The sequence below is a fragment of the Vibrio sinus genome (genome assembly GCF_023634645.1).
GTDB classification, from domain to species: Bacteria; Pseudomonadota; Gammaproteobacteria; order Enterobacterales; family Vibrionaceae; genus Vibrio; species Vibrio sinus.
In genome coordinates this window covers 113,034-131,427 of the sequence record NZ_JAMKMR010000006.1, presented here as the reverse complement: position 1 = coordinate 131,427, position 18,394 = coordinate 113,034, and the positions used below count along the sequence as shown (strand labels likewise).

The window sequence follows — 18,394 nt, the reverse complement described above, 5'->3', positions numbered from 1 at the left end:
AATGACGGTTAAACACACTCAAAATTTGGCTCGAATCAGAGCCGTTGTTCCTGAAATGCGTCGAGTGAAGCGTATTCACTTTATCGGAATTGGTGGCGCTGGCATGAGCGGAATTGCAGAAGTGCTACTAAATGAAGGCTACGAGATCACAGGCTCAGACATTGCCCATAATGTAGTGACCGAGCGTTTGGAAAGTAAAGGGGCAACAGTATACATCGGCCACCAACAATCAAACGTAGAGAAAGCCAGTGTTGTCGTAGTTTCAACCGCAATCAATGAAGAAAACCCTGAGATTTTAGCAGCAAGAGAGCGCCGCATTCCAGTGGTGAGGCGTGCCGAGATGCTAGCAGAACTGATGCGATTTCGTCATGGTATTGCCGTTGCTGGAACACATGGAAAAACTACCACCACGGCATTGGTGACTCAGATATACTCCGAAGCAAACCTTGACCCAACCTTCGTCAATGGTGGTTTGGTGAAAAGTGCAGGGACGAATGCTAGATTGGGTTCAAGCCGTATTTTAATTGCTGAGGCGGATGAAAGTGATGCCTCGTTTCTTCACCTACAACCTATGGTGAGCATTGTTACCAATATCGAAGCTGATCATATGGATACCTATGGCGGTGATTTCGATACTTTGAAACAAACCTTCATCGATTTTCTGCATAACTTACCTTTTTATGGTCAGGCGATACTGTGTATTGATGATCCTGTTGTGCGTGAGCTGATTCCTAACATTAGTCGTCAAGTTATCACTTACGGTTTTTCTCAAGAAGCGGATGTGAGAGTCGAAAACTATCGCCAGGAGCGCCAGCAAGGGAAATTTACTGTGGTAAGAAAAGGAAAAGAGAGCCTTCCTATCACCTTAAATATACCAGGTAGACATAACGCCTTGAATGCGGCGGCCGCGATTGCTGTGGCAACAGAAGATGATATTGCCGATGATGCGATATTAAGGGCGATGGAAAATACCCAAGGCACGGGCAGACGCTTTGAGCACCTTGGTGAGTTTGATACTGGTAATGGTAAAGCGATGTTAGTTGATGATTATGGGCATCATCCAACAGAGGTCGACGTTACCATAAAAGCCGCTCGGGACGGGTGGAATGATAAACGCTTGGTGATGATTTTTCAGCCACATCGATATAGCCGCACGCGAGACCTATACGATGATTTTGCCAATGTGTTAGATCAAGTCGATGTATTGATTATGTTGGACGTATACGCTGCTGGAGAAAAGCCAATTTCAGGTGCTGATGGACGTGCATTGTGCAGGACTATTCGCGCACGAGGTAAGCTAGATCCAATTTTTGTCCCTGATAGCGAGACGTTGCCCTCTGTTTTGGCTAATGTTTTACAAGATGGTGATTTAGTTTTAACTCAAGGTGCTGGTGATGTTGGCAAAGTAGCAAAGCATTTACAGTCTCTAGAGTTAAATGTCAGTAAGATGCAGAATGCATATAAAGTGAATTAATGCTGTGACTCAGGTAGACAATTAGTGAATTTGGCGTGATGATTTGACGTTTTCACTGTTTGATAACTGTGACTTCCCCAGTATAATTCGAAAGTTAGAGTATTATATCTTTTTATATGTCGAACGGTGCGAAAAAGATATTTTCTTGGTTTGTTCAGGGACAACGGATTTTGGATGAAAGAGCTCTAGATAAAAGCCCACGAGTATCAAAACATCCATTTTTGAAAGCGCATGCTACTGGTATTGGTTTTTTGTTGGTAGTGTTGCTGCTTGTTGGTGTTCTTCTATACATGACCATATCTTGGATGTGGGACGATCAGCGATTGCCTTTGTCTAAGATGGTTGTTCAAGGAGATCTTCACCATGTGACGGCCAAAGACGTGCAACGTTCGTTAGCGAACCTGGGACACCTTGGCACATTTATGTCCCAAGATGTGGATACTCTGCAAAAAGCCGTGCTGACAATACCTTGGGTTGCTCATGCTTCAATACGAAAACAGTGGCCAGATACGATAAATGTTTTTCTGACGGAATATCATGCAGAAGCCATTTGGAATGGCAACGAGCTACTGAACAACCAAGGTAAAGTATTTAATGGAGATATAGGCCAACTGCAAGGCAGTCGAGTCAAGCTATATGGGCCCAAAGGGACCAGTGTTCAAGTCTTGGACTTGTGGAAAGAAATTAATCCAAAGTTTCATCGATTGGGGCTGAACATAAGTTCATTGGTGTTGAACCAGCGCGGGGCTTGGCAGATCATTCTTGGTAATGGCGTGCGGTTGGAACTAGGAAAGGATGCATTACACGAAAGAATTGCTCGATTCCTCTCTCTATATAAGCAATTAGGAACAAAAGCGGATAAGGTCAGTTACGTCGATCTCAGGTATGATACAGGAGCCGCCGTGGGGTGGCTTCCAAATGAAGAATCAAAGCAAGAGAGTAAAAATGACTAGAACCTCTGACGACAACTTAATTGTTGGTCTAGATATCGGGACTGCAACCGTATCAGCTTTGGTCGGTGAACTTTTACCAGATGGTCAAATCAATATTATAGGTGCAGGAACTAGCCCTTCTAGAGGCATGGATAAAGGCGGAGTTAACGATTTAGAATCGGTCGTTAAATCTGTGCAAAGAGCTATCGATCAAGCAGAGCTCATGGCAGAATGCCAAATAAGTAGCGTATTTATTTCCCTTTCTGGTCGACATATCGCAAGTCGAATCGAAAAAGGTATGGGCACCATCTCTGATGAAGAGGTGTCCCAAGAGGACATGGACAGAGCCATTCACACTGCTAAATCTATAAAGATAGGTGATGAGCAAAGGATTTTACATGTTATTCCTCAAGAATTTACAATCGACTACCAAGAAGGAATAAAAAATCCTCTTGGATTATCTGGTGTGCGCATGGAAGTTAGCGTACATCTGATTTCTTGCCATAATGATATGGCAAGGAATATTATCAAAGCGGTGGAGCGCTGCGGGCTCAAAGTGGAACAAATTGTTTATTCTGGGCTAGCAGCAAGTAATGCGGTGATCACTGAAGATGAGCGAGAGCTGGGCGTTTGCGTAGTTGATATCGGTGCAGGAACCATGGATGTTTCCATCTGGACCGGGGGGGCACTTCGTCATACCGAAGTCTTCTCTTATGCTGGCAATGCTGTTACCAGTGATATTGCGTTTGCCTTCGGTACACCAGTCAGTGATGCTGAAGAAATAAAAGTTAAGTATGGATGCGCACTCAGTGAATTGGTCAGTAAAGATGATGCAGTTAACGTTCCTAGCGTTGGCGGGCGTCCATCACGCAGTTTACAACGACAAACCCTGTCAGAAGTCATTGAACCTCGCTACACTGAACTTATGGGGCTGGTCAATCAAACGATTGATACAGTTCAAGACAAGTTGAGAGAAGAAGGTATCAAGCATCATTTGGCCGCTGGTGTTGTGCTCACAGGCGGTGCAGCTCAGATAGAAGGTTTGATCGAGTGTGCGGAAAGAGTATTTCGCAATCAAGTAAGAGTGGGGAAACCACTGGAAGTCAGTGGACTCACAGATTACGTAAAAGAGCCGTATCATTCTACGGCGGTTGGTTTACTTCATTATGCAAAAGATGGCCAAGTTATTGACGATTCCGAATACAGGGAGCCGAAAAGGCAACCTGTGTCGAGTATGTTTGGCCGATTGCGTAATTGGATACAAAAAGAGTTTTAACCTGATAAGCAGGAAAAACGGAGATAACACATGTTTGAACCGATGATGGAAATGTCTGACGATGCGGTAATCAAAGTCGTTGGAGTAGGTGGCGGCGGTGGTAACGCTGTAGAACACATGGTGCGTGAATCCATCGAAGGAGTGGAATTCATTAGTGTTAACACGGATGCTCAAGCACTTCGTAAAACGAGCGTGAATAGTGTCATTCAAATTGGCGGTGACATTACTAAAGGTCTAGGTGCTGGGGCAAATCCTCAAGTAGGACGAGACGCTGCTTTAGAAGATAAAGATAGAATTAAAGAAGTGCTTACTGGTGCCGATATGGTGTTTATAGCCGCTGGAATGGGTGGCGGTACTGGGACTGGAGCGGCACCTGTTATTGCTGAAGTAGCAAAAGAACTCGGTGTTTTAACCGTAGCAGTAGTGACCAAGCCGTTTAGTTTTGAAGGCAAAAAACGTTTAGCGTTTGCCGAGCAAGGTATTGAAGAGCTTTCCAAGCATGTGGATTCGTTAATTACGATTCCAAATGAAAAGCTATTGAAAGTGTTGGGCCGAGGGGTAACGTTATTGGAAGCGTTTGCTAGCGCCAATGATGTATTAAAAAATGCGGTACAAGGTATCGCAGAATTGATTACTCGACCTGGTATGATCAACGTCGACTTTGCAGACGTAAGAACCGTGATGTCAGAAATGGGCCACGCTATGATGGGCAGTGGTATTTCTAAAGGTGAAGATAGAGCTGAAGAAGCGGCGGAAACCGCTATCTCAAGCCCACTTCTTGAAGACATCGATCTTGCTGGTGCTCGTGGTGTTCTTGTTAACATCACAGCTGGTTTGGATATGCGCCTTGATGAGTTTGAAACTGTGGGCAATACTGTTAAAGCATTCGCATCTGATAATGCCACGGTTGTGATTGGTACTTCTCTTGACCCAGATATGTCTGAAGAAATCCGCGTAACCGTGGTGGCAACAGGCATTGGCAACGAAAGAAAGCCAGACATTACTCTGGTTGCAGGTGGGAAAGCGAAACCTTCGCAGCCACAGCAGCAAGTAATTACGCCACAGCAATCGTCAGTGAAAACTGAAGAAAAACCGGCACAAACTATGCAAGTAAATAACCAGGTGACTCCTCAGCCGTCTTCACCTGCTTCGTCTCCGGCGTCACAAAGCAGTCAGAACACGGCACCGAAGACAGAAAAAGAGAGTGGTTATCTAGATATACCGGCATTTTTACGTCGTCAGGCTGATTAGAAGTTAATCATAATTTGACACTGTTCAAAATTATGGTAGGATGCGCGGTCGATAGAGGAATCGATCGCTATTTAACGCACTTGGGTATTGAGGCAAGTACATGATCAGACAACGTACCTTAAAAGAAATCGTCAAGACAACAGGCGTAGGCTTGCATTCTGGCCGTAAAGTCACTTTGACATTGCGACCTGCTGCAGCGAATACAGGTATTGTCTATCGCCGAACGGACTTAGAGCCCGCGGTCGATTTTCCTGCAGATCCTGAATCGGTTCGCGATACTATGCTTTGTACAGCATTAGTGAATGATGAGGGCGTTCGTATCTCCACGGTTGAGCATTTAAATGCTGCTTTAGCGGGGATGGGAATTGATAACATCATCATTGAAGTTGATGCACCTGAGATTCCAATCATGGACGGCAGTGCCAATCCGTTCGTTTATCTTATTCAGCAAGCAGGTATTGAGACGCTCAACACACCGAAGCGCTTTATTCGAATCACTAAACCTGTTCGCTTTGAAGATGGTGATAAATGGGCTGAGTTGCGTCCATACAATGGCTTCCGCATGGACTTTGAAATCGAGTTCAATCACCCTGCTATTGATGCTGACCAACAACACTTGTTATTTGATTTTTCCTCACAAGGGTTTATCAAAGAGATTTCTCGAGCTCGTACGTTCGGCTTTATGCAAGATATCGAGTATTTGCAGTCTCAGCGCCTTTGCTTAGGTGGTAGCTTTGATTGTGCCATTGTTCTTGATGAGTACCGAATCTTGAATGAAGAAGGTTTGAGATTCGATAACGAGTTTGTCACACACAAAGTGCTTGATGCAATTGGTGACTTGTATATGTGTGGTCATGCTATTGTTGGTGAATTCAAAGCGTTTAAATCAGGCCATGGGCTGAACAACAACCTGTTGAGAGCCGTCCTAGCAGACCAAGAAGCCTGGGAATGGGCGACATTTGAAGAAGAAGCTGGTTCTCCTGTTGCTTTTGCTGAGCCTAATATGGTTCTTGCCTAAATCGAAATAGAAAGATCATAAAAGCCAGACACTTGTTGTCTGGCTTTTTTACTTTTTAGGAGGAGCTTTTAGGACTCTTCGCCGTATGCCGTCGTATGAGCTGCTACTGGCGAGACTTGGCTAGCTGTGCAATTCGCTCTAATCTAAGCTGTACTTTTTTTGGTGCGTTTTTGGCAACCGTTAGTAGTGTTTGTGCTGTGGCATCCGAAACAGATCGGTGTGAGGACACGTTAGCACTCTCCTCGTTATTGTTAGTAAGCTGCCGATAGAGATCAGGGTTTATTTTGACTTCAATGGTCACCAATTTTGCAAACCCAGATCTTCTAAGCTGGTTCAGTATCGACAACCTTTCATATTCAATTTTTAACTTCAACGCACCACTTGCCGCTTCCAATATGAGTAAGCTGCCTCTGACATTAGCAGCGCGGCAATGATCTGCCACTGATGGCGATAAGATCTTTTTTAGCTCCGAATTGATCTTGATGATCTCTGCGGAATGACGCTGAATATCAGAGTACTTCGATTGAGCAATGATCTCATTTGTCGAAGTGGGTCGATGATCGCGCATTAATACCTCTAAATTGAAAGTTCTTAATTAGTTTACACCTTGAGTGGCAGAAAAACTAAGGCTGTATCTAGTTTAATTTAGGCATATTTGCACTTTAAGTTGAGAGAAAAGTAAAAAGTATCGCAAACATATCAGTTTGCTATTGGTTGTTCAGGGCAAAATTACTTACACTAGGGTCTTTTAATTTATGTATTCGGCTTGAAATTCAACCTCATCACCTCAATGTACGAGGTACATGATGTATCTCAGTATCCTTAGTTAAAAATAGGTAGAGACTGAAAAGCAGGACAGTAGACAAAGAAATGTCGAAGAAAAGAGAGATTCACAGCAAATGATAACTAAGCTACTGACAATGTTATTGGGCAGTCGTAACGAAAGAACTTTACGTCGCCTCAAAAAAATTGTTAAAGAAATTAATAATTATGAACCTTCATTTGAGGCTCTTAGTGACGAAGAACTGAAAGCTAAGACCGTCGAGTTTCGTCAGCGTTTAGAAAGGGGAGAGACGCTTGATCAACTGCTTCCTGAAGCATTTGCAACGGTACGTGAAGCGTCGAAACGTGTATTTGGTATGCGTCATTTCGATGTACAGCTTATTGGTGGTATGGTCCTCAATGCTGGGCAAATCGCGGAGATGCGTACAGGTGAAGGTAAAACTTTAACGGCGACATTGCCAGCCTATCTGAATGCCTTGCCAGCTAAAGGCGTCCATGTTGTCACTGTGAACGATTATCTTGCGGCACGTGATGCGGAAACTAACCGTCCTCTATTTGAATTCTTGGGGATGACGGTTGGCGTTAACGTGCCGAACATGATTCCAGAAGAAAAAAAAGAAGCCTACAAAACAGACATTCTTTACGGCACGAACAACGAATTTGGTTTTGACTATCTTCGTGACAACATGGCCTTTAGAAACGAAGACCGTGTTCAACGTGAGCGTTTCTTTGCTGTTGTGGATGAAGTTGACTCAATTTTAATCGATGAAGCGAGAACTCCGCTTATCATTTCTGGCCCTGCTGAAGATAGCTCAGAACTCTACACTCGCATCAATACTCTGATTCCATACCTTAAAAAGCAAGACAAAGAAGATTCTGAAGATTACCGTGGTGATGGTCACTACACCGTTGATGAGAAGCAAAAGCAAGTGCATCTAACGGAAACGGGTCAAGAGTATGTCGAAGAGCTGTTGATTAAAAACGGTTTGATGGAAGAAGGTGACACCCTATACTCTCCGGCAAACATCAGCTTACTGCATCATGTCAATGCAGGTCTACGTGCTCACGTTCTTTTTGAAATTAACGTTGACTATATTGTCGATGACAAAGGTGAGATCGTCATTGTTGATGAGCATACTGGGCGTACCATGCCTGGTCGCCGTTGGTCTGAGGGCTTGCACCAAGCGGTAGAAGCAAAAGAAGGCGTCAAGATCCAAAATGAGAACCAGACCCTTGCTTCCATTACCTTCCAGAACTATTTCCGCTTGTACGAAAAACTATCAGGCATGACAGGTACGGCAGATACGGAAGCCTTTGAGTTTAAATCTATTTATGACTTGGAGACCGTGGTTATTCCAACTAACCGCCCAATGGTTCGTAATGATATGCCTGATGTGGTTTACCGGACGGAAGCTGAGAAGTTCAACGCCATTATTGACGATATCAAAGGACGAGTCGAAAAAGGACAGCCTTCCCTAGTTGGTACCGTATCGATTGAGAAATCCGAACTGCTTTCTAATGCATTGAAAAAAGCTAAGATTAAGCACAATGTATTGAACGCTAAGTTCCATGAAAAAGAAGCCGAAATTGTTGCTGAAGCCGGTGCTCCTGGAGCCGTCACTATCGCGACGAACATGGCAGGTCGTGGTACCGATATTATGTTAGGCGGTAGTTGGCAAACGAAAGTTGAACAACTAGACAATCCAACTGATGAGCAAATCCAATCCATTAAAGCGGAGTGGAAAGACGTTCACGATAAAGTGCTTGAAGCCGGTGGCTTGCATATTATTGGTACAGAGCGTCATGAATCTCGCCGTATTGATAACCAGCTACGTGGTCGTGCAGGTCGTCAAGGTGATGCAGGTTCTTCTCGTTTCTACCTATCCATGGAAGATAGCCTACTACGTATCTTCACCTCTGATCGCATGGCCAGCCTTATTCAAAGTGGCATGGAAGAAGGTGAAGCAATTGAAAGTAAGATGTTATCTCGCTCGATTGAAAAAGCACAGCGTAAAGTCGAAGGGCGTAACTTTGATATTCGTAAGCAGCTGCTTGAATACGATGATGTTGCCAATGACCAACGTCGAGCAGTTTACGAGCTTCGTGATGAATTGATGGGTTCTGATGACATCAGCGATATGATGAATCAAAACCGCGAAGACGTTCTCAACAGCATCATTGACGAGTTTATCCCGCCTCAATCTCTTGAAGATATGTGGGATATCTCTGGCTTAGAAGAGCGCCTGAAAAATGACTTCGACTTAGTGCTTCCGATCAAACAATGGCTGGAAGAGGATGACAAGCTTTATGAAGAAGCACTGCGTGAGAAAATTGTCGAGCAGTCAGTGGTTATTTACCGTGAAAAAGAAGAAGCTGTTGGTGCTGAAGTATTAAGAAACTTTGAAAAGTCCGTCATGCTACAAACGCTAGATACCTTGTGGAAAGAGCATTTGGCAGCGATGGACCACCTACGTCAAGGCATTCACTTGCGCGGATACGCGCAAAAAGATCCTAAGCAAGAGTATAAGCGAGAATCATTTGAATTGTTTGAAGGCTTATTGGATGCGTTAAAGTTTGATGTTATTAGCATCTTGTCCAAAGTTCAGGTTCAACAGCAAGAAGAAGTGGAAAGAATGGAAGCCCAGCGTCTTGCTCAAGCTGAAGCCGCAGCGCGATTGGCGCAGGCCCAACACAGTGCCGCTCATAGCCAATTTGATGATGGTGAAGAACCAGCTCCTGTTGCCCAGCAACCTATGGTTCGAGACGAACGTAAAGTAGGGCGAAATGAACCTTGTCCTTGTGGAAGTGGCAAAAAATACAAGCAATGCCATGGCAAAATAGCCTAGGATAAAACTGTTGGAAAAAGAGTCGCTACGGCGGCTCTTTTTTTGGCTTTGATTTAAGTGCGTCTACGTATGAGCGTATTTAAATAGAATGTTAATCATTACACCCGTGAGATTTCACTGTTATGAAAAGAGTACATATTGTCGCTGCCATCATTTTTAATCGTGACAAATCAGAAGTATTTATTACCAAGCGTCCTGACAAGAAGCATAAAGGTGGTTTTTGGGAGTTCCCTGGTGGAAAAGTTGAGCAAGGCGAAACTCCAGAACAAGCATTGAGTCGTGAGCTCAATGAGGAAATCGGCATTGTCGTGACGCAATGTGAGCACTTTGAGTATTTAACTCATGATTATCCTGAGAAGAGTCTTCAGTTTGACTTTTATACGGTCAGCAACTTTGCAGAACAGCCATATGGTAAAGAAGGCCAGCAAGGAAAGTGGGTTCAATTGGAAAAACTCATGGAGTACGATTTTCCTGAAGCCAACATCCCAGTGTTAAATCGAGTGATTGAAGAATACTCAAGCTAGAAAACCTAGCCAAATATTGTTAGTTTAAACCGATATTGAAGTCGAAATTAATTGAGAAATTGGAGAGTTTGCTGTGGTCAGAATAGCGATAGCCGGTGCTGCGGGCAGAATGGGGCGTAATTTAGTGAAGGCAACCTTGCTCAATGAGAAAGCTAAGATGGGCGCGGCATCAGAAAGGCCTGGTTCATCGCTGATAGGTGTTGATTTAGGAGAACTGTGCGGTAGAAGTAAGCTTGATATTAGTTTAGTGGATGACTTAACGAAATCCATTGAAAACTTCGATGTCATTATCGACTTTACTGCCCCAGCAAGCACTTTGGCGAACGTAGAGCTTTGTAAAACTCACAGTAAAAAAATCGTGATTGGTACAACAGGTTTTGATGAACAACAACAGCAAGTCATAGACGAAGCCGCAAAGCACATACCACTCATCATGGCGCCTAACTACAGTGTCGGTGTGAACCTTGTTTTCAAGTTGCTAGAAAAAGCGGCTAAGGTCATGGGAGATTACTGTGATATTGAGGTAATTGAAGCGCACCACAGGCACAAAGTCGATGCCCCATCAGGAACAGCAATTGGTATGGGGGAAGCGATTGCAGGTGCGATGGGCAATAATCTTAGTGATGTTGCCGTTTATGCCAGAGAAGGGATTACTGGTGAAAGAACGAAAGACGAAATTGGCTTCGCTACCATTCGAGCGGGAGACATTGTTGGCGAACATACCGCGATGTTTGCAGATATCGGAGAACGAGTTGAAATCACTCATAAAGCCAGTGATCGAATGACGTTTGCCAATGGAGCGGTGAAAGCTGCAGTGTGGCTCGCGGATAAAAATCCGGGGTTTTATACCATGACAGATGTTCTCGCTTTAAATGAGCTATAAACCTTAAAGAATGTGCGCCAAATAGTGGCGCATTTTTTTATATTATTTTAAATTGTGGCTATTTTCAGTCGCTTATGTTTATTTGTTGTTTTTTTTATGATTTTAAGGGGAAACCAGTTCTAGCTTTACAAAATCCCATATTATCTTTGTTGGGTTATCGATTACCTAATGTGAAGGAGTGGAAATTCTCTTTATTTTTCTTGGTTTTCATAAAATAGGCTGATTGTCAGTTTTATTTGTACAAAAATTGTTACTTAACTTGCTTTTTCATCGAATTGGATAGCAAACTGTACTTACATGGGTATTTTTTCTTATTTGTTTGTTGACAGGCATATTGAGCATCATTAGAATACCGCCAATTTGTCTGGAGTGCTCTGAGATTAGATTTAGAGACGTAAAATTTAGGCAGAGCGACACGGTTACTTTTGCATTTTTATTCTGGAGGTTATCTTGAGTAAACCAGCACTGTTAGTCCTCGAAGATGGGACTGTATTCCGCGGTGTATCCATTGGAGCAGATGGTTCATCAGTTGGAGAAGTTGTTTTTAATACCTCGATGACGGGGTACCAAGAAATCCTCACTGATCCTTCCTATTCTCAACAAATTGTTACTCTCACTTATCCCCACATAGGCAATACCGGAACCAATTCCGAAGACGAAGAATCCTCTTCCATTCATGCCCAAGGCCTTATCATTCGTGACCTCCCTCTAATCGCTTCCAACTTCCGCAACGAACAATCCCTTTCTGAATACCTTAAATCGCAAAACATTGTCGGTATCGCTGACATTGATACTCGAAAACTTACTCGAATCCTGCGAGAAAAAGGGGCGCAAAATGGTTGTGTGATGGCAGGTAATAACCTAGATGAAGTGTTAGCCCTAGCCAAAGCAAAGGAGTTTCCTGGATTAAAGGGAATGGATCTTGCGAAAGTGGTGACAACCAAAGAATCTTATCAGTGGAAGCAGGGATCGTGGACGTTGGAAAACGGTTTGCCGCAGGCTAAGGACGATGCTGAACTTCCATACCATGTTGTGGCTTACGACTTTGGAGCAAAACGTAACATCCTTCGTATGCTGGTGGATCGCGGTTGTCGTTTAACGGTTGTACCAGCAGAAACGTCAGCGGAAGAAGTATTGGCATTGAATCCAGATGGTGTCTTCCTTTCAAACGGCCCTGGAGACCCAGAGCCATGTGAGTATGCCATCGCGGCGACAAAAACCTTCTTAGAAAAAAACTTACCTATTTTCGGTATTTGTTTAGGGCATCAGATTCTTGCACTCGCGTCAGGCGCGCAAACGGTAAAAATGAAGTTTGGCCACCATGGTGCGAACCACCCTGTGAAGGATCTTGATAGAAATGTCGTGATGATTACTTCACAAAACCATGGTTTTGCTGCTGACGAGAAGATGCTACCTGAGAATTTGCGAGCGACTCACGTTTCACTATTTGATGGTTCACTGCAGGGGATTCACCGTACAGACAAGCCAGCATTTAGTTTCCAAGGTCACCCAGAAGCAAGCCCTGGCCCTCATGATGCGGCCCCGCTTTTTGACCACTTTATTGATCTTATTAAACAACACAGCGCTTAATGTTGGAGTAGTAAAAAATGCCAAAACGTACTGATATTAAAAGTGTTCTCATTCTAGGTGCTGGCCCAATCGTGATTGGTCAGGCTTGTGAATTCGACTACTCTGGCGCTCAAGCATGTAAAGCACTGCGCGAAGAAGGTTATCGAGTTATTCTGGTTAACTCGAACCCAGCGACCATCATGACCGATCCAGAAATGGCCGATGCGACTTATATAGAGCCTATTCACTGGGAAGTGGTACGCAAAATTATTGAAAAAGAGCGTCCAGATGCGGTGTTACCGACAATGGGTGGACAAACCGCGCTTAACTGCGCGCTCGAGTTAGAACGTCAAGGTGTTTTAGCTGAGTTTGGCGTAGAAATGATCGGCGCGACAGCCGATGCGATTGACAAAGCGGAAGATCGCTCGCGCTTTGATGCGGCGATGAAGTCAATAGGCTTAGAATGTCCGCGCGCAGATACAGCGAAAAACATGGAAGAAGCCTATAAAGTACTCGACATGGTTGGCTTCCCATGCATTATTCGCCCATCTTTCACCATGGGTGGCTCTGGTGGCGGTATTGCCTATAACAAAGAAGAATTCGAAGAAATCTGTCGCCGCGGTTTGGATTTGTCACCAACCAATGAGCTGTTAATCGATGAGTCATTGATTGGTTGGAAAGAATACGAAATGGAAGTGGTTCGTGATAAAGCGGACAACTGCATCATCGTTTGTGCTATTGAAAACTTTGACCCAATGGGTATCCACACTGGTGACTCAATCACCGTTGCTCCAGCTCAGACTCTAACGGACAAAGAATACCAGCTCATGCGTAATGCATCGCTAGCAGTGTTACGTGAGATTGGCGTTGAAACTGGTGGCTCCAACGTTCAGTTTGGTATCAATCCAAAAGATGGTCGCATGGTGATCATCGAGATGAACCCGCGTGTTTCCCGCTCTTCGGCCCTCGCATCTAAAGCTACCGGCTTCCCGATTGCAAAAGTTGCAGCCAAACTCGCCATTGGTTTCACGCTTGATGAGTTGATGAACGACATCACAGGTGGCGCGACGCCAGCTTCGTTCGAGCCAACTATCGATTATGTCGTCACTAAGATCCCGCGTTTTAACTTTGAGAAATTTGCAGGTGCCAATGACCGATTGACCACGCAGATGAAGTCGGTGGGTGAGGTTATGGCCATCGGCCGTAATCAGCAAGAGTCACTGCAAAAAGCATTGCGTGGGCTAGAAGTTGGCGCGAACGGTTTTGACGAAATGGTCGACATCGACGCACCGGACGCATTATCTAAAATCCGCCATGAACTCAAAGAAGCTGGTGCAGAGCGTATTTGGTACATTGCCGATGCCTTCCGAGCGGGCTTATCCGTAGATGGCGTATTTAACCTTACTCAAATTGACCGCTGGTTCCTCGTTCAGATTGAAGAGATCGTTAAGCTTGAGGAGCAAGTGAAAGCGGGTGGTTTTGCTGGGTTATCTGAAGACGTATTACGTCGCATGAAGCGCAAAGGTTTCTCAGATGCTCGTTTGTCAACTTTGCTTGGTGTGTCTGAAAACGAAATTCGTCGTCTGCGTGACCAATATAATATTCACCCGGTCTACAAGCGTGTCGATACTTGCGCTGCGGAGTTTTCATCTGATACGGCGTACATGTATTCATCTTATGATGAAGAGTGTGAGTCAAATCCATCAGATAAAGATAAGATCATGGTTCTTGGCGGTGGTCCAAACCGTATTGGTCAAGGTATTGAGTTTGACTATTGTTGTGTTCATGCATCGCTTGCATTGCGTGAAGATGGCTATGAAACCATTATGGTTAACTGTAACCCAGAGACGGTTTCGACCGATTATGATACCTCAGACCGTCTTTATTTTGAGCCGGTGACGCTTGAAGATGTATTATCTATTGTTCGTGTTGAAAAACCAAAAGGGGTCATCGTTCAATACGGTGGACAAACGCCATTAAAACTTGCACGTGCACTAGAATCAGCAGGTGTGCCAATCATAGGAACCAGTCCGGACGCAATTGACCGCGCTGAAGATCGTGAACGCTTCCAAGCTGCCGTTGAACGCCTAGGTTTGAAACAGCCAGAAAATGCAACCGTCATGACGGTGGAGCAAGCGGTAGAAAGGTCGCGTGATATTGGCTTCCCACTGGTTGTCCGCCCTTCTTACGTGTTAGGCGGGCGCGCCATGGAAATTGTCTACGATGAGCAAGACCTACGTCGTTACTTCAACGAAGCGGTTAGTGTATCCAATGAATCTCCAGTGCTGCTTGACCGATTCTTAGATGATGCGGTGGAAGTGGACATTGATGCGATTTGTGATGGTGAGCGTGTGGTTATCGGTGGCATAATGGAACATGTAGAACAAGCAGGAGTACACTCGGGAGATTCAGCTTGTTCGCTTCCAGCTTATACGCTAAGCCAAGACATTCAAGATGTGATGCGTGAACAAGTAGAAAAGCTGGCCTTTGAGCTGGGAGTTCGAGGTTTAATGAATACCCAATTTGCGGTAAAAGATAACGAAGTATACCTTATTGAAGTGAACCCTCGTGCCGCTCGTACTGTCCCTTTTGTATCGAAAGCTACTGGTGCGCCGCTGGCAAAAATTGCCGCTCGCGTTATGGCTGGTCAGTCTCTCGAATCTCAAGGATTTACTAAAGAGATTATCCCTCCTTACTACTCAGTAAAAGAAGTTGTGTTGCCATTTAACAAGTTCCCAGGTGTTGATCCTCTTTTGGGGCCAGAAATGCGCTCAACAGGTGAAGTAATGGGCGTGGGCGGAACGTTTGCCGAAGCGTTTGCTAAAGCAGAACTTGGTTGTGGCAAAGAGTACCCAGAAGGTGGTAGAGCGCTTCTTTCAGTTCGTGAAGGTGACAAAGAACGTGTAGTAGATCTAGCTTCTAAACTTATCGAGCTTGGTTATCAATTGGACGCCACACATGGTACGGCGGTGATTCTTGGTGAAGCTGGTATTAACCCTCGTCTGGTCAACAAAGTGCATCAAGGTCGTCCTCATATCTTTGATCGCATTAAGAACAATGAGTACACCTACATCGTTAACACCGCAGAAGGTCGTCAAGCGATTGAAGACTCAAAAGTATTGCGTCGTGGCGCTTTGGCTGAAAAAGTCAATTACACTACAACACTTAACGCCGCTTTTGCCACTTGTATGTCTCACACCGCAGATGACCGCAATACGGTAACCTCAGTTCAAGAGCTACACGCGAAAGTAAAGGAAAGTTTGGCTAAATAAATTTGACCAACATGTTCTAATACAACGAAAGCCCGCTGTCTAGCGGGTTTTTTAGTGCGCTGAATATTTAAAGTCATTGGGTATACACCTAGAACAGAAAGGTTAAATGATGAAAATTGGGAATAGATAACAATCTAGAGATTCAATTTTCACCTTACTGAAACAATGGTATTTTGTCGCCAACTTGAGTAAGTAAGTGTTCAACTATGGAAGTCACAGCAGACATTTTAATCATATTATTTTTGGTCGCGACTGCGGCGGGGTTTATTGATGCTATGGCCGGAGGTGGTGGCATGCTTACTGTGCCTGCCTTGTTGGCGGTTGGTGTGCCACCAACACAAGCCTTAGCCACGAACAAGTTACAAGGAACCTTTGGCAGCTTTTCAGCCAGTTGGTATTTTGTTCGTCGTGGTGTGATTCGCTTAAATGATATCAAAGTCTATATATTGTGGACATTTGTCGGTGCAGCTTTAGGGGCGGAGCTTGTGCAAGTGATAGATGTTAATGTGCTCACCAGCTTAATTCCGGCTCTGCTCATAGCCATATCTCTTTACTTTCTTTTTGCGCCAAAAACTAAGGTTCATGAAGGCAAGCCTCGCCATTCCGATAGCCTTTTGGCCTTTCTTGTCGGTGGTGGTGTAGGCTTTTACGATGGCTTCTTCGGGCCTGGAACGGGGTCGATTTTTACCGTTTGTTTTGTTGCTTTGGCAAATATGTCCATTGTTGATGCTACCGCGAGAACTAAAGTGCTTAACTTTACTTCTAATTTGGCGGCGCTGGTGTTTTTTATAGTGGCTGGATTACCGATTTGGAAAATCGGGCTGACCATGGCTCTAGGCAACTTTCTAGGTGCTCGAATGGGTGCCAAAATGGTGATCACTAAGGGCAGTAAATGGATACGGCCCATGGTGATTGTGATGTCTATGTTGATTGCAGCGAAACTACTTGTGGAACAGCATCCTCAATGGTGGCGATCAATTTTTTAACCCGATCAGACTGATAACTGTTGGTGCGCAGACAAATATGTATAGGCCTTACAAGTAGGTCGAGCTCTTGATATGGGAAAACAAATTGTGGCGCGATGTTGAGGGTTCGTATCACCGACAAAGGCACAAGCGCTGGTGCTACCCCTCCGAGTCCAAGTTGCGCGGCAGCGGTATAAGAGTCCATTTCCATAATGGGCTCTACTTTGAGAGAGGCCAATATGGCGCTTTGATAGCTGTTTGCTGGGTTATTGAGGTCATTGGTAATTAACTGAGAGGGTAAGCTATGTAGTGGCTCTCGGCTCACTACATAATATGGCTCGTTACCCAAATGAAACGTCATTAGCCCATGGTGGGGAGGTAAATGCCCACCGCAGAAACCTAATGTTGCCAGTCCCGATTGAACATGCTCGACAATTCTCGGGGTATGATTAGTGGTCAATTGAATGTATTTGTCGGCAGTGAAATACTGGTTCATTACTTGGCTTAAGTACCCAGCAAGCAAGGTTTCTGAGCAATCTAGTCGAATCATTGTTGAGTCTTCTAATATTTGCTGATCAAAAATTTTCCCTCTTAATTCACTAAATGTGGGTCCAATATTGTTAATTAGCTCTCGGGCGTCATTGGTCAGCTTGATACGACGGCCATCCGGTTCAATCAGCTTCTTGCCTAGTTTCTTTTCTAACATTGAGATGCGTTTACTGACAGCCGATTGACTTATGTACAGCTGGCTGCCAGTTCTACTCATGGTTCGCTCTTTGCTGAGTACCAGTAACGTTTCTATTCCTTCGAGTAACACGATTAAACTCAAATAATGAATTATAGGAATAATTATACTCAAGTTCCTTCAAGTTGCAGGATTTAGAGCGGTCGATAGTATTATCTCAATAAATTCGCGATTCGTTGGCCGAAATAATACGCGGTTTGCAGATCGTTTTTGTGTATCTCATTGGTGTCTTTATCTACACAGCTGACGAGGCCTATGCTGGATCCTGTTCTATTTAAGCCAAGGCTATCAGTATGTTGTGAAACATCTAGTCCAGCCCACAACATACTGTGCTGACAGGCTAAAGTGAAGAAAGACAACAGGGTTTGCTGCTGCTCACCATTGAGACTCCCACCGACGGTAAATCCCGCGGCTATCTTATTGCGCCAAGATCGCGATACGTAGCAATCGCTGGTCGCGTCCATGAAAGATTTAAATTGTCCGGCAGGGGAGCCCATATAAGTCGGACTGCCAAAAATAATGGCGTCGCTTTTGGTCAGTCTGCTCATGTTTTCTTGGTGAGTATAGCGGCCATGGACAATGTCTTTAGCGAGTATTTCGATAAGGTGACACTTTATATCGGAGTCAGCGATGCCTTGGTATATATGGTCTGCAACGCTTCCCGTCGCCCCATTTGCTGAAAAGTACACGATGGAGATGTTCTTCATTCAGTTAACTCCTACCCATTAAGTAAAGAAATTAGTTTATAAATTAGAGCAAGTTAGCAATTAAGTAAACTAAAAACTTTACTTAACCGCTGGTTAGTTGCCGCTGAAGTGCAATGCTGCACTATTCCGGCGCAATGCATCGTAATGAT

The 18,394-nt window shown here is 44.4% G+C and carries 14 protein-coding genes; 11 read left to right on the top strand and 3 right to left on the bottom strand.

Annotated elements, in window-relative coordinates; genetic code table 11:
• Position 1 precedes the first annotated feature (1 nt).
• The 5 genes from murC (at position 2) to lpxC (ending at position 5,951) form a co-directional block, all read left to right on the top strand.
• Positions 2 to 1,474: a UDP-N-acetylmuramate--L-alanine ligase gene (gene murC, locus M9194_RS08520; RefSeq protein WP_250612209.1), complete on the top strand. Its 1,473-nt coding sequence runs from the start codon at positions 2 to 4 to the stop codon at positions 1,472 to 1,474.
• A 170-nt stretch (positions 1,475 to 1,644) separates the two neighbouring features.
• Positions 1,645 to 2,427, top strand: coding sequence for a cell division protein FtsQ/DivIB (locus M9194_RS08515; RefSeq protein WP_250612315.1), 783 nt, complete (start codon positions 1,645 to 1,647; stop codon positions 2,425 to 2,427).
• Positions 2,420 to 3,682, top strand: coding sequence for a cell division protein FtsA (gene ftsA, locus M9194_RS08510; protein ID WP_250612208.1), 1,263 nt, complete (start codon positions 2,420 to 2,422; stop codon positions 3,680 to 3,682). Before M9194_RS08515 ends, ftsA begins: the two co-directional genes overlap by 8 nt.
• A gap of 30 nt (positions 3,683 to 3,712) precedes the next feature.
• Positions 3,713 to 4,933 carry a cell division protein FtsZ gene (gene ftsZ / locus M9194_RS08505; RefSeq protein ID WP_250612207.1) on the top strand — a complete coding sequence of 407 codons (1,221 nt, stop codon included), beginning with the start codon at positions 3,713 to 3,715 and terminating at the stop codon, positions 4,931 to 4,933.
• 100 nt (positions 4,934 to 5,033) lie between these two features.
• Positions 5,034 to 5,951, top strand: coding sequence for a UDP-3-O-acyl-N-acetylglucosamine deacetylase (gene lpxC / locus M9194_RS08500; RefSeq protein ID WP_250612206.1), 918 nt, complete (start codon positions 5,034 to 5,036; stop codon positions 5,949 to 5,951).
• 103 nt (positions 5,952 to 6,054) lie between these two features.
• On the opposite strand, the gene M9194_RS08495 is transcribed toward lpxC, so the two are convergent.
• Positions 6,055 to 6,519 carry a DUF721 domain-containing protein gene (locus tag M9194_RS08495; protein ID WP_250612205.1) on the bottom strand — a complete coding sequence of 155 codons (465 nt, stop codon included), beginning with the start codon at positions 6,517 to 6,519 and terminating at the stop codon, positions 6,055 to 6,057.
• 331 nt (positions 6,520 to 6,850) lie between these two features.
• Here M9194_RS08495 and secA point away from each other — a divergent pair, with 331 nt between their 5' ends.
• From secA to M9194_RS08465, 6 genes are all read left to right on the top strand, one after another.
• The gene (gene secA / locus M9194_RS08490; RefSeq protein WP_250612204.1) at positions 6,851 to 9,580 is read left to right on the top strand and encodes a preprotein translocase subunit SecA; all 2,730 of its coding nucleotides are present in this window, start codon (positions 6,851 to 6,853) and stop codon (positions 9,578 to 9,580) included.
• Positions 9,581 to 9,702: 122 nt separating this feature from the next.
• Positions 9,703 to 10,104 carry an 8-oxo-dGTP diphosphatase MutT gene (gene mutT, locus M9194_RS08485; protein WP_250612203.1) on the top strand — a complete coding sequence of 134 codons (402 nt, stop codon included), beginning with the start codon at positions 9,703 to 9,705 and terminating at the stop codon, positions 10,102 to 10,104.
• A gap of 73 nt (positions 10,105 to 10,177) precedes the next feature.
• Positions 10,178 to 10,987 (top strand): 4-hydroxy-tetrahydrodipicolinate reductase, encoded by an 810-nt coding sequence (dapB, locus tag M9194_RS08480; RefSeq protein ID WP_250612202.1) that lies wholly within the window; start codon positions 10,178 to 10,180, stop codon positions 10,985 to 10,987.
• Between the two features lie 450 nt (positions 10,988 to 11,437).
• Positions 11,438 to 12,577, top strand: a complete 1,140-nt coding sequence (gene carA, locus M9194_RS08475) for a glutamine-hydrolyzing carbamoyl-phosphate synthase small subunit (RefSeq protein ID WP_250612201.1) — start codon at positions 11,438 to 11,440, stop codon at positions 12,575 to 12,577.
• Between the two features lie 17 nt (positions 12,578 to 12,594).
• Complete coding sequence (gene carB, locus M9194_RS08470) at positions 12,595 to 15,828, top strand: carbamoyl-phosphate synthase large subunit (protein ID WP_250612200.1); 3,234 nt, start codon at positions 12,595 to 12,597, stop codon at positions 15,826 to 15,828.
• Positions 15,829 to 16,034: 206 nt separating this feature from the next.
• On the top strand, positions 16,035 to 16,814 hold the full coding sequence (locus tag M9194_RS08465; RefSeq protein ID WP_250612199.1) for a TSUP family transporter: 780 nt from the start codon (positions 16,035 to 16,037) through the stop codon (positions 16,812 to 16,814).
• Here the strand turns inward: M9194_RS08465 and M9194_RS08460 are convergent.
• Together M9194_RS08460 and M9194_RS08455 are read right to left on the bottom strand one after the other, a co-directional pair.
• Complete coding sequence (locus M9194_RS08460) at positions 16,750 to 17,610, bottom strand: LysR family transcriptional regulator (protein ID WP_250612198.1); 861 nt, start codon at positions 17,608 to 17,610, stop codon at positions 16,750 to 16,752. The two genes, M9194_RS08465 and M9194_RS08460, sit on opposite strands and share 65 nt — an antisense overlap.
• 80 nt (positions 17,611 to 17,690) lie before the next feature.
• Entirely contained in the window at positions 17,691 to 18,245 is a 555-nt protein-coding gene (locus M9194_RS08455) for a flavodoxin family protein (protein WP_250612197.1), read from the bottom strand.
• Between the last annotated feature and the right edge of the window lie 149 nt (positions 18,246 to 18,394).

Coding starts and splice junctions, on each gene's coding strand:
- murC (WP_250612209.1), top strand. CDS start 2: ATGACGGTTAAACACACTCAAAATTTGGCTCGAATCAGAGCCGTTGTT.
- ftsA (WP_250612208.1), top strand. CDS start 2,420: ATGACTAGAACCTCTGACGACAACTTAATTGTTGGTCTAGATATCGGG.
- ftsZ (WP_250612207.1), top strand. CDS start 3,713: ATGTTTGAACCGATGATGGAAATGTCTGACGATGCGGTAATCAAAGTC.
- lpxC (WP_250612206.1), top strand. CDS start 5,034: ATGATCAGACAACGTACCTTAAAAGAAATCGTCAAGACAACAGGCGTA.
- M9194_RS08495 (WP_250612205.1), bottom strand. CDS start 6,519: ATGCGCGATCATCGACCCACTTCGACAAATGAGATCATTGCTCAATCG.
- secA (WP_250612204.1), top strand. CDS start 6,851: ATGATAACTAAGCTACTGACAATGTTATTGGGCAGTCGTAACGAAAGA.
- mutT (WP_250612203.1), top strand. CDS start 9,703: ATGAAAAGAGTACATATTGTCGCTGCCATCATTTTTAATCGTGACAAA.
- carB (WP_250612200.1), top strand. CDS start 12,595: ATGCCAAAACGTACTGATATTAAAAGTGTTCTCATTCTAGGTGCTGGC.
- M9194_RS08465 (WP_250612199.1), top strand. CDS start 16,035: ATGGAAGTCACAGCAGACATTTTAATCATATTATTTTTGGTCGCGACT.
- M9194_RS08455 (WP_250612197.1), bottom strand. CDS start 18,245: ATGAAGAACATCTCCATCGTGTACTTTTCAGCAAATGGGGCGACGGGA.